Annotated in this window: 10 protein-coding genes; 4 read left to right on the forward strand and 6 right to left on the reverse strand. The window is 70.0% G+C overall.

Going from position 1 to position 11986, the window contains the following annotated elements; translation table 11 throughout:
• The first annotated feature begins 152 nt into the window (after positions 1 to 152).
• From EDF40_RS08240 to EDF40_RS08250, 3 genes are read left to right on the forward strand one after another with little or no spacing between them, the layout of a single operon-like run.
• Positions 153 to 1337 carry an ROK family protein gene (locus EDF40_RS08240; RefSeq protein WP_123339161.1) on the forward strand — a complete coding sequence of 395 codons (1185 nt, stop codon included), beginning with the start codon at positions 153 to 155 and terminating at the stop codon, positions 1335 to 1337.
• Complete coding sequence (locus EDF40_RS08245; protein ID WP_260212615.1) at positions 1330 to 2886, forward strand: M81 family metallopeptidase; 1557 nt, start codon at positions 1330 to 1332, stop codon at positions 2884 to 2886. Before EDF40_RS08240 ends, EDF40_RS08245 begins: the two co-directional genes overlap by 8 nt.
• Positions 2883 to 3623 carry a copper homeostasis protein CutC gene (locus EDF40_RS08250; RefSeq protein WP_123339163.1) on the forward strand — a complete coding sequence of 247 codons (741 nt, stop codon included), beginning with the start codon at positions 2883 to 2885 and terminating at the stop codon, positions 3621 to 3623. The genes EDF40_RS08245 and EDF40_RS08250 overlap by 4 nt, the downstream gene beginning before the upstream one ends.
• A gap of 11 nt (positions 3624 to 3634) precedes the next feature.
• Here the strand turns inward: EDF40_RS08250 and EDF40_RS08255 are convergent, their stop codons facing one another.
• The 6 genes from EDF40_RS08255 to EDF40_RS08280 form a co-directional block, all read right to left on the reverse strand.
• Complete coding sequence (locus tag EDF40_RS08255; RefSeq protein WP_123339164.1) at positions 3635 to 4174, reverse strand: hypothetical protein; 540 nt, start codon at positions 4172 to 4174, stop codon at positions 3635 to 3637.
• 2 nt (positions 4175 to 4176) lie between these two features.
• Complete coding sequence (locus tag EDF40_RS08260; protein WP_123339165.1) at positions 4177 to 5304, reverse strand: XRE family transcriptional regulator; 1128 nt, start codon at positions 5302 to 5304, stop codon at positions 4177 to 4179.
• Positions 5305 to 5428: 124 nt separating this feature from the next.
• A complete protein-coding gene (locus EDF40_RS08265; protein WP_123339166.1) occupies positions 5429 to 6769 on the reverse strand; it encodes an ABC transporter substrate-binding protein in 1341 nt (446 codons plus the stop codon).
• A gap of 65 nt (positions 6770 to 6834) precedes the next feature.
• On the reverse strand, positions 6835 to 7785 hold the full coding sequence (locus tag EDF40_RS08270; RefSeq protein ID WP_243648935.1) for a carbohydrate ABC transporter permease: 951 nt from the start codon (positions 7783 to 7785) through the stop codon (positions 6835 to 6837).
• A complete protein-coding gene (locus EDF40_RS08275) occupies positions 7782 to 8693 on the reverse strand; it encodes a carbohydrate ABC transporter permease (protein WP_123294575.1) in 912 nt (303 codons plus the stop codon). The genes EDF40_RS08270 and EDF40_RS08275 overlap by 4 nt, the downstream gene beginning before the upstream one ends.
• Positions 8690 to 10723 (reverse strand): beta-galactosidase, encoded by a 2034-nt coding sequence (locus tag EDF40_RS08280; RefSeq protein ID WP_123339167.1) that lies wholly within the window; start codon positions 10721 to 10723, stop codon positions 8690 to 8692. The genes EDF40_RS08275 and EDF40_RS08280 overlap by 4 nt, the downstream gene beginning before the upstream one ends.
• A 216-nt stretch (positions 10724 to 10939) precedes the next feature.
• Here EDF40_RS08280 and EDF40_RS08285 point away from each other — a divergent pair, with 216 nt between their 5' ends.
• The gene (locus EDF40_RS08285) at positions 10940 to 11962 is read left to right on the forward strand and encodes a LacI family DNA-binding transcriptional regulator (RefSeq protein WP_123339168.1); all 1023 of its coding nucleotides are present in this window, start codon (positions 10940 to 10942) and stop codon (positions 11960 to 11962) included.
• Positions 11963 to 11986 lie beyond the last annotated feature (24 nt).

An 11986-nucleotide genomic window follows, 5' to 3' on the forward strand; every position in this document is an offset into this window, starting at 1 on the left:
AGTCAATGGCCAAAGCCGTTGGAAAAACAAACATCTTCGTGTAAAAACTGCGTTTCTGCCGTTTGGACGAAAGGGTGAACGGGCCGTTCCGCCGGTTAGGCTCCGGGTGTTCGGTCGGTTCGGCCGTCGTTTCCCCCGGATTGGAGAAAGTCGTGACGGACCTCTCTGCTCGCGTCCTCGAACTCGTCGCGTCGGGTCAGGCCGCGAGTCGCACCGAGATCGCCTCACTGCTCGGCGCCGCTCCGTCGACGGTGTCGCACGTGGTCACCCAGCTGCTGTCGCACGGGCTGCTCGCGGAAGAGGGCACCGACGTCTCGACCGGCGGCCGTCCCCGCAAGGTGCTCCGCATCGGCGGCGTCGACGAGTACGCGGTCGCCGCCGACGTCGGCGGTGGGCACGCGCGGGTCGGGATCGTGCTGCCGGGAGGCGCGCTCGAGTCGGTCGCGAACGTCCCGTTCGCGCTCTCCGACGGTCCGACCGCCGGCCTGCAGCGGTTGGCCGGCCTGCTCGAGCGGCTCGCCGACGACCGTGGCCGCGCCGGTCTGCGCGGGGTCGGGCTCAGCCTGCCCGGACCCGTCGACGTCGAGGCCGGTGTCGTCGACCTGCCGAGCCGGATGCCGGGCTGGAACGGGTTCCCGGTGGCCGCCTGGTTGTCCGACCGCTTCGGCCTGCCGGCGATCGTCGACAACGACGCGAACTGCATGGCCGCCGGCGAGCAGAGCGTGCAGCCTCCAGGACGCCGGCAGACCATCACGATCAAGGCCGGGTCGGCGATCGGCGCGGGCATCGTCATCGACGGCCGCCTGTACCGCGGGTCCACGGGCTCGGCCGGGGACATCACCCACGTGCGGATCGACGCCGCCGGCGACACCCCGTGCTCGTGCGGGAACACCGGGTGCCTCGAGACCGTCGCGTCCGGAGCTGCCCTGGTGCGGATCCTGTCGGGCGCCGGCGTCGACGTCTCCTCGACCGCAGACGTCGTCCGACTCGCCTCGGACGCCCACCCCGAGGCCACCCGTGCCGTGCGCCTGGCCGGTCGGTACCTCGGCGAGGTGCTCGCGGCCAACGTGAACTTCTTCAACCCGGACGCCGTCTACCTGGGCGGCATCCTCTCCACCCTCGACCCGTTCATCGCGGCCGTGCGCAGTCAGCTCTACGAGAGCTGCCACCCGCTCATGACGCAGCACCTGGCCATCGAGCCGGTGTCGCTCGGTGCCGATGCCGGGCTCGTCGGTGCCGGGCAGTTCGCGCTGCAGCGGGGCCTCGCAGCCTCGCTCGAGGAGCTGTCCACCCCCATCCCGCAGTCCACCACCAGGAACAGGAGCGTCCGTGTCTGAGACCGTGTCCGCCACCCCCGCCGTCCCCGCCGGTGCCCGTCGTCCGGTCGTCGCCATCGCTGGACTGGCGATCGAGACGTCGACCTTCACCCCCACCCGCACCCACGCACCGGCGTTCCACCCGGACCGTGGCGACGAGGTCGTGGCACGGTACCCGTTCCTGTCCGCGATGTCGGACGCGGCGGACTTCCGCGGGGCGCTCATCGGGCACGCGCTGCCCGGCGGCATCGTGGACCGGGCGTCGTACGAGGAGCTCGCGGCCGAGATCGTCACGCGACTGCGCGCGATCGTCGACGCCGAGCACGTGGACGGCCTCTGGTACGACATCCACGGCGCGATGGTCGTCGAGGGGCTCGACGACGCCGAGGCGGACCTGCTCGGCCGGATCCGTGCGGTGATCGGCCCGGACGTCATCGTGTCGGCGTCGATGGACCTGCACGGCAACGTCACGCGCGAGCTCGCCCACCAGGTCGACCTCGTCACCTGCTACCGGATGGCCCCGCACGAGGACGCCATGGAGACCAAGGAACGTGCCGTCCGGAACCTGGTCGACGTGCTCACCACGCGTCCTGCCGGAGCGCAGCGCCCCGTGAAGGCCTGGGTCCCGATCCCCGTCCTGCTGCCCGGGGAGCAGACCTCGACCCGCCTCGAACCCGCCGCCTCGCTGTACGCCCAGGTGCCGCTCGTCGAGCAGACCGACGGCGTGCTCGACGCCGCGATCTGGGTCGGCTACGCCTGGGCGGACCAGCCCCGCGACCAGGCCGTCACCGTCGTCACCGGGTGGGACGAGGCCGCCGTGGCCGCCGGGGCCGAGCACCTCGCCCGTGCCTTCTGGGACGTCCGCGAGGACTTCGTCTTCGTCGCACCGACCGGCACGTTCGAGGAGTGCCTCGCCGCCGCGCTCGCAACCGGCGCCGCACACCCCTACTTCGTGTCCGACTCCGGCGACAACCCCACCGCGGGCGGCTCCGGCGACATGACCTGGGGACTGACGCAGGTGCTCGCGAACCCGGCCTTCGCGAGCGCCGACGGCCCCACCCTGATCTACGCGAGCATCCCCGGTGCCGCTGCCGTGGCGACCGCGGTCGAGGCCGGTGTGGGTGCGACCGTCACGGTGACCGCGGGTGCGTCGGTCGATGCCGTGCACGCCGGACCGATCACCATGACCGGCCGGGTCCACGCGATCAAGCACGGCGACCGCGACGCCGAGACCGAGGTCGTGCTGCAGGTCGGCAGCGTCTTCGCTGTCCTGACGAAGCTGCGCAAGCCGTACCACCACGAGCACGACTTCACCGACCTCGACCTGGCACCACGGCAGGCCGACGTCGTCGTCGTGAAGATCGGGTACCTCGAGCCGGAGCTGTTCGACATGGCCGCCGACTGGATGCTCGCGCTCACCCCGGGCGGTGTCGACCAGGACCTGCTGCGCCTCGGGCACCACAGGATCGAGCGGCCGATGTTCCCCTACGATCGAGTGTTCCCCGAGGCCCCGGACCTGACCGCCAGGATCATCCCGGCCTCGGACCAGCCACTCGGAGCCTCTGCATGACCCCTTCGCCCGTTGCACTCGAGATCGCGGTCACCTCGCCGCAGGGTGCGGTCGTCGCACGGGACGGCGGGGCCGACCGGGTCGAGCTCTGCGTCGGGCTCGAGCTCGGCGGGCTGACTCCGTCGCAGGCCCTGGTCGAGACGACCCACGAGACCGGGATCCCGGCGCACGCGCTGGTCCGGTGCCGCCCCGGCGGGTTCGTGCACACCCCCGACGAGGTCGAGCTCATGGTGCGCGAGGTCCGGACGGTCCTGCGCTCCGGTGCCGCCGGCGTCGTCGTCGGTGCGCTGCGCCCGGACCGGACCCTCGACGAGGACGCCCTGCGCCGCTTCGTCGACGCCGCCCGCTCGGTCAGCACGACCGCCGAGATCACCCTGCACCGGGCGATCGACCACGCGGTGGACCCCGTCGCGGCAGCAGCCACGCTCGCGGCGCTCGGGTTCACCCGCGTGCTGACCTCCGGCGGCGCCCCCACCGCAGGAGCCGGCGCTGCCACGATCGCCCGGATGGTCGACGCCGCCGGGCCGGTGCAGGTCATGGCCGGTGCCGGTGTCACCCCGGCCGACATCCGGACGTTGGTCGCGACGGGTGCCGCCGCCGTGCACCTGTCGGCAAAGCGTGCCGCGCCGGACAGCGCGCACGCCGGGGTCCCGATGGGCGGGGCCGACGACGGTTCCGCGCACTTCGTGACCGATGCCGAGGTCGTCGCGGCCGCCCGGCGCGCCCTCGACGCCTGACACTGGTCCGATCACGACAGGTCGCGGGAGGACGTCGGCATCCTGAGGATCGGCCGATCGGCCTGCTCGATCGCGACGGCGATCGTGTAGGCCCGCTGCGCCGTCACCTCACCGAACGCGACGAATTCCTCGAGGACAGCACGCGTGTCTCGAGTGAGGATGCCCATGCGCGCGGCCACTCTGAGCGACCCGCCGTCCTCACTCATCCAGACGCTTCCCGCGAACTCCGCGCGGGTCCGGAGCAGGTGGAGCGTCTGACTCTCGCCGAGGTGTTCCAGGGGCTTCTCGTCCCCACCGCCGAATCGCGCCGTGCGCACAGCTTCGATCTGCAGCTGATCGACTGCATCGCGGAATTCGATCGCCGGACCGAACCAGTCGTGGAGGTCCAGCCGGGCCAGGTTCGGAACATGGGCTGTGGAGCGCTCGATCTCGAACGCGACGGCTTCCACGACCCTTCCTGCACCGTGGAGGCTGGCACGCAGGAGGTCGAGTTCGTCGACGGCAGCGAAGTTGCAGATCAACGAGTTGTCCGGGAACCAGTGGAGCGCCACGATCAGATCTCGGTCACGCCGGCTTCTGGGATCGGTGTCGATCCGTCGTCCAGTGCAAAGAACTCCTCGGCATCCTGCGGTGCCCACCCGAGGAGCGTCGCGACGGGCTTCACCGTCGTGTCACCGTCGCGGTAGGCATCGAGCGCAGCGTTCACGAGCAGCCAACTCGGACGTGGCTCCCCCGCAGCGTGCGACAGGTCGACGTACTCGGCCGCTTTCCCGAGCTGCATGTAGATCGAGCGAGCGCGCAGGCCGTTCAGATCTGCTCGGACGGTCTCATCGATGCGTTTCTCGTTGAAGAGCCGCCACGCCATCGACTCGGGCGAGAGCTGGAAGTGCTCGACCAGTTCCGGGAACGCCGCTGCCGTCGAGCGCTCGCCGATCGCCGCACCGAGTTCGTCCGTGGGGGCGAGGAAGGCCGCGGCGAAGCTGTTCGCGCGCCGCTCGACGTTCGAGCGCGCCGTCCCCATCTGTTCCTCGAGCATGCCCTGGCGAGCATCGCCGAAGGCGATGTGTGCGAGTTCGTGCGCGAGCGTGAACCGCTGACGCAAGGGCCGGTCGGTGGTCGCAAGGAGGATCACCCGACATTGCGTGTCCTCGTACGAGAGGCCGTCGATCCCCTCCGGCAGGTCGGTGACGACGACCATCACGCCGAAGACTCGTTCGATGGCCGAGATGAGATCATGCGTCGACATTCCGCCGAGCGGTCGACCGATCACGGCGACGAAGCGACGAGCGAGCTCAGCCGCCTCGACCGTGTACCAGCTCGACCGTCGAGCGAGCTGCGGGAGCTCAGGCCGGACCAACGGGCGGTCGACCGCTGCGAGGCCACGAACGCCCGCGGCGAGGAGCTCGACCGTCCTCGCGCCCGTCTCGTCATCGGCACCAGCGAGCCGGGCACGCTGCGCGAACACCGGTCGGAACGGCTCACGTCCAGTGATCAGCCAATCGACGCTGCGACGGCCCACTTCGGCGATCCTGGCCAGTTCAAGGGACGAGAACCGTCGCCGGCCCGAGAGCGACTTCGAGAGTTTGCTCGCGTCGATCCCGATGGAGGCTGCGAAGTCCGCCCGCCCGAGGTCGACCGAATTGATCACGGCTTCGACACGTTGCTCCAGGGATTCGGCCATGTGCTCAGCCTACTTGCGATTATCGCAACCGGCAACACATCACATGCAGCGACCGAGCAACGGACGGGAGGCACGGCGCCAGCTGGGACCGTGCCTCCCGTCCGCCGTCAGCGCGTCAGCGCTGTCAGCCCTTGACCGGGATCGACTGCGCCTTGAGCGCCGCCACCGTCTTGGACTGCCCGGACTCGAGCGCCTCGAGCAGCGTGCCGTCACCGGACGCCGCCGAGCCGAAACCGTCGGAGACGTCCGAGTAGGTCTGCGTCATCGTCGGGCCCCAGGTGAAGGGCTGGATGTCCTTCGCCGCGGTCGCGAACTCCTCGTAGATCTTCTGGTTGCCGTAGAAGGGCAGCCCCTCGGTCAGGGCCGGCAGCTCGGCACCGGTGCTGGAGGCCGGGTAGAGGTTGGCCTCCTTGTTCAGTGCGGAGAGCGCCTCGGTCGAGGTGTTCAGCCAGACCAGGAACTTCGACGCCTCGGCGGGGTGCTCGCTGCCGGCGAAGACGACGTTCGACGAACCGCCCCAGGCGGCCGACTTCGACTCGCCCTCGCTCCACTGCGGCATCGGCGCGACGGCCCACTTGCCGGAGGTCGACGGCGCACCGCTCGAGATGGTGTTCGCACCCCAGACGGCAGAGACCCAGGTCCAGTCCTGGCCGCTGTCGTACGCGGCGTTCCACTGGTCGGTGAAGCTCGGCAGGGTGTTCACGAGCTTCTTGTCGATCAGGTCCTGCCAGTAGTCGGCGACCTTCTTCGACTTCGCGTCGGTCAGGTCGACCTTCCACGAGTCGCCCGAGTTCGCGAACCACTGGCCGCCGGCCTGCGACACGAGTCCGGCGAACTGGTTGACGTCACCCTTGGCGAAGTTCGTGATGTTGCCGCCGAGCGCCTTGATCTTGACGGCGTCCTCGGCGTACTCCTCCCACGTCTTCGGGACGTCGAGCCCGGCCTTCTCGAACAGGTCCTTGCGGTAGTACAGCGCCATCGGACCGGAGTCCTGCGGCACGGCGTAGACGGACTTCGACTCGCCGAAGGTGACCTGGTTCCAGAGGCCGTCGGAGAAGTCCTTCTTCGCCGCCGAGATGCCGGAGCACGCACCGATGTCCTCGAGGCCGCCCTGCACCCGGAACGCCGGCAGGGTGTCGTACTCGACCTGGCCGATGTCCGGCGCCTGCTTCGCCTTGAGCTGGTTGAAGAAGTTCTGGTACGTGCCGCTGTTGCCGTTCGCGACGATCGAGGTCTTCACCTGGATGTCCGGGTTCGCCTTGTTCCAGATGGCGACGACCTTGTCCATGTTCGGCACCCAGGTCGTGAAGTCGAGCGTGACCTTGCCGCTCGAGGGCTTGCAGCTCGCGGCTGCGGTGTCGGAGGAACCGCCGCCGCTGCCGCTGCCGCCGGCGCTGCAGCCGGCGAGGGCGACGGTCGCGGCGACCGCCAGGGCGGCGACGCTGAGGAACTTCGTTGTCTTCATGCTGTTTCCGTTCGGGATGTGGTGTGGGGAGGGCTGGTGTGCGGAGGGAGTGCTGGTCGGGGTGGCTACTTCAGACCGCCGGACCCGAGGCCGGAGCGCCAGAAGCGCTGCAGGCTCAGGAAGGCGATGAGCAGCGGGATGATCGAGACGAACGACCCGATGAGCACGAGGGTGCGCAGGTCGGGGTACTGGTTCACGCTCGAGTTCCACGTGTAGAGGCCGAGGGTGACGGGGAACAGCGACGAGTCGCGGAGCATCACGAGCGGCAGGAAGAAGTTGTTCCAGACGGCGACGAACTGGAACAGGAAGATCGTCACGAGCGCCGGCGACATGAGCCGGACGGCGACGGTGAAGAACGTGCGGACCTCGCCGGAGCCGTCGATGCGCGCGGCCTCGATGATCTCGTCGGGCACGCTCGACGCCGCGAACAACCGCGACAGGTAGACGCCGAACGGGCTGACGATGCTCGGCAGGAACACCGACCAGAACGTGTCGGTCAGGTCGACCTGGCTGAAGATGAGGAACAGCGGCAGGGCGAGCGCCGTGGCCGGCACGAGGACGCCGCCGAGGAACGTGTTGAACAGTGCCTCGCGTCCACGGAACCGGTACTTGGCCAGGGCGTACCCGCACATCGCCGACAGCACGGTGCCGAGCAGCCCGGCGACACCGGCGTAGGCGATGCTGTTGAGCAGCCAGCGCAGGTAGATGCCGTCCTGCCGCGTGAACAGCTCGGCGAGGTTCGCGAAGAAGTCCTGCACCGAGGTCGCGCTGAACCACAGCGAGAACGTGGTGTTGAAGTTCGCGGCCGTCTTGGTCGACGAGACCAGCAGCCAGAAGATCGGCAGCAGGAAGTACAGGGTGAAGACACCCATCACGATCATCGCGGCGCTGCGCGAGATGACGCTCTCCCGCGGCCCGCGTGCACCGTGCTGGTGCGGACGGGAGGCCCGGTTCGGCTCGAGCGGTCGGCCCGCGTCGCGCACGGTGTCGCCCGGGGTCGGTGCGTGGACGGTCACTGTGCGGCCTTCCGCTGGGTCAGTCGGAGGAACCCGATCGACAGGATGAACGTGGCGAGGGCGAGGACGACCGAGAACGCGGCCGCCAGGTTGAAGTTCGGCACCGACGAGGTCGAGTAGACGAGCATGTTGGGCGTGAACGTCGACGAGATCGTCGAGGTGAACTGCCGGAAGACGGTCGGTTCGGTCAGCAGCTGCAGCGTCCCGATCACCGAGAACACCGCGGTCAGGACGATCGCCGGCACGACCAGGGGGATCTTGATCGACAGTGCGATCCGGAGCTGCGAGGCGCCGTCGAGCTTGGCGGCCTCGTAGATCTCGGCCGGGATCGCCAACAGCGACGAGTAGATGATGAGCATGTTGTAGCCGACGAAGACCCAGGTCACGACGTTCGCGACGGCCCAGAGCACGGTGCCGGACCCCAGGAAGTCGACCTTCGAGGTGACGGCGGAGAACGGCGACAGGTCCGGGGCGTAGAGGTAGCCCCACATGATCGCGGCGATGACACCGGGGACCGCGTACGGCGCGAAGAAGGCCAGGCGGAAGAACCGCTTGCCACGCAGCAGCGGAGAGTCGAGCAGCAGCGCGAACAGGAGCGCGAGCCCGAGCATCACGGGGACCTGCACGACACCGAACAGCAGCACGCGGAGCACCGAGTCCCAGAACGCGCTGTTCTGGAACACGAGCGCGTACTGGCTCAGCCCGCCGAACACCTGTGTCGGGGCGCCGAACGTGCCCTGGCGCTCGATCTTCTGCAGCGACTGCCACACGGCGTACAGGATCGGGACGAGGTAGAACGCGGTGAACAGCAGGGCGAACGGGACCACGAAGATCGCGATCGCCAGGCGGTAGCGGGAGCCCCCGCCCCGACGACGGACGGCGCGGGGCCGCTGGGTGGTGGTGGTCATGATCGGTTCCTGTCGGTGCGGATGATCTGGGTGCTGCCGGCGTCGAGGACGGTGACGCCGTCGACGGGTCGGTCGGTGACGAGCTCGTGGCCCGTGACGGTGTGCGAGGCGGGCTGGTCGGAGTGGTTGAGCAGGAACACCCACTCGTGCTGGTCGTCGCGGCGCCGGACGACCTCGACACCCGGTGCGGTCGCGGGATCCGGGGAGACGCCGGCCTCGGCGAGCACGCGGCGGAGCAGGTCGCGCAGCGCGTCGGCCTCGAGCACGGTGGACGTGTACCAGGCGGATCCGGCGCCGTGATCGTTGCGGGTGACCGCGGCCGTGCCGGCGAGCGGGCCCTCGGCGTACTCGACGACGCTCGTGGCACCGCGCAGCGCGACCGGCTCCGACCACACGGTGCCGGTGGTGCCGTCGGACAGCGCGATCGCCTGGTCCGCGGCGAGCGGCAGGAACTCGTCGACGCGGATGCCGAGCAGGTCGCGGAAGGCGCCCGGGTAGCCGCCGGTCCGCACCCGGTCACGTTCGTCGACGATCCCGCTGAAGAAGGTGACGACCGCGTGGCCACCGGCGGAGACGTGGTCGGTGATCACGGCGGCGTGCTCGTCACGCACCAGGTACAGCTCGGGGACGACGACCGCGGTGTACCCGTCGAGCGGGGCGCCCGGCGCGACGACGTCGACCGTGACCCCGAGGTCCCGGAGCGCGGCGTGGAACGCGTGCACCTGCTGCAGGTACCGGAGCGCCGTGGTGGGGTGGGCCTCCAGGTCGGCGGCCCACTGGTTCTCCCAGCTGAAGACGAGCGCGACCTCGGCGACGACCCGGGATCCGCGCAGTTCGCCGAGCCGCTCGACGAGCGACCCGAGGGCGACGACCTCGCGCCAGGTGCGCGAGTCGGTGCCGGCGTGCGGCAGCAGTGCGGAGTGGAACTTCTCGGAGCCCTGCACCGACGCGCGCCACTGGAAGAAGCAGACGCCGTCCGCGCCCCGGGCGATGTGCGCGACGGTGTCCTGCAGCATCTGGCCCGGTGCCTTCGCGACGTTGTGCGGCTGCCAGTTCACGGCGCCGGTCGAGTGCTCCATCAGCAGCCACGGGGCTCCGCCGGCGAGTCCGCGGGTGGTGTCCGCGGCGAACGCGAGCTCGGCGTGCGGGCGGGGCAGGCGGTGGTCGAGGTAGTGGTCGTTCGCGATGACGTCCATGTCGGCCGTCCACGACCAGTAGTCGAGCGCGGTGATGTGCGCGGCGACCATGAAGTTCGTGGTGACGGGCTTGTCGCTCAGTTCGCGCAGCACGGCGGCCTCGGCACGGTGGTGGCCGAGGAGTTCGTCGGACGAGAACCGGTCGAAGTCGATGGTCTGCGCGGGGTTCGTGAACGACAGCGTCGCGCGGGGCGGCAGCACCTGCTCCCACGCTGAGTAACGCTGGCTCCAGAACGAGGTGCCCCACGCGGCGTTCAGTTCGTCGACGGTGCCGTGGCGGGCACGGAGCCAGCCACGGAACGCCTCGGCCGAGACGTCGCAGAAGCAGTGCGCGTTGTGGCAGCCGAGCTCGTTCGACACGTGCCAGAGCTTGACCGCGGGGTGGTCGCCGTAGCGCTCCGCCGTGGCGCGGACCAGAGCCAGTGCGTGCTCGCGGTACACCGGGGAGCTCGGGCAGAACGCCTGCCGCCCGCCGGGCCAGCGCGTGGTGCCGTCCGCCACGACGGGCAGCACCTCGGGGTGCAGCGTGGTGAGCCACGGCGGAGTCGAGGCGGTGCCGGTGCCGAGGTCGACGCCGATGCCCGCGCCGTGCAGCAGCTCGATGACGGTGTCGAGCGCGGTGAAGTCGTACTCGCCCTGACGCGGCTCGACGTGCGACCAGCCGAAGACGTTGATCGCGACCAGGTTCACCCCGGCCTCGCGCATCAGCCGGACGTCCTCGACCCAGACCGCAGGGTCCCACTGCTCGGGGTTGTAGTCGCACCCGAAGGCGAGCCCGGTCGAGCCGAGCCCGAGCGCCCCGGTGGCGGGCGTCGGCAGGGTGGTCGTGGTCACGTCAGGGTCCTCGCTGATCGGGGCGACCGCTGCCGCTCCGGTCGTTGACGACCCCTTCGACGGCGAAGGTCACCCAGGTTCTGGGAGCGCTCCCAGTCCAGCCGGATCGAACGGGTTCGGATCGTTCTGGGAGCGCTCCCAGAGTGAACACCAGAAGCGGACCGCTGTCAACAAGACGCGTGCTGGAGCCCGTCGCGGGACGGATATGGTTGCCGCATGTCCGAGGTCCGAACCGCACGCCAGCGCGCCACGATCCAGGACGTCGCCGACGAATCAGGACTCTCCCGGGGCACCGTCTCACGGGTCTTGAACGACGAACCGTACGTGTCGCCCGAGGCCCGCGAAGCCGTGCAGGCAGCCGTCCGGCGCGTCGGCTACGTGCGCAGCGCGGCGGCCCGGAGCCTGGTCACCCGACGCTCCGGAGCGATCGCCCTGATCGTGCACGAGCCGTCGGTCCAGGTGCTCGACGACCCGAACATCGGCAACATCCTGATCGGCACCAACACGGTGTTGTCGCAGGCCGACCAGCAGCTCGTCACGATCATGGTCGACTCGGCCCGCGACAACGAGCGCGTCGTCGAGTACCTGCGCGGCGGGTTCGTCGACGGTGCCATCGTGCTGTCCGCCCGCGACGGCGACCCGATCACCCGGGCGATCGAGGAGATCGGCATGCCGGCGTGCTTCGTCGGCCACCCGTCCGACGCCGCGAACATCTCGTACATCGGCATCGACAACCGCGCGGCCGCCGAGCAGATCACCCGGCGCCTGGTCGCCACCGGCCGAAAGCGGATCGGCATGCTCGCGTCCGGGCTCGACCGCGACTCGGGGCAGGACCGACTGGCCGGCTTCACCGCAGCCCTCGGCGACCGCTTCGACCCCGAGCTGGTGGCCCGGAACCCGCTGTTCAGCTACACCGCAGGTACCGAGGGCATGCGTGAGCTCCTTGACCGGGCCCCCGACCTCGACGGGGTGTTCGCCGCCTCGGACGCCGTGGCTGCCGGCGCGATGGACGTCCTGCAGCGCAGCGGCCGGTCGGTCCCCGGTGACGTCGGCGTGGTCGGCTTCGACGACAGCGCCTGGGCACTGCGTTGCGATCCGCCGCTGTCGACGGTCCGGCAACCCGCGCACACCCTCGGCGAGAGCGCGGCGCAGCAGGTACTCGCGCAGATCGCCGGCGCCGACGAGGGCCCGCACGGACTCATCCTGCCGACCGAGGTGGTCTGGCGCGGCTCCGCCTGAGCACCACCCTCCGACCGCCGTCTC

Origin of the sequence: Curtobacterium sp. PhB170 (assembly GCF_003752345.1) — a bacterium.
Lineage (GTDB): Bacteria > Actinomycetota > Actinomycetes > Actinomycetales > Microbacteriaceae > Curtobacterium.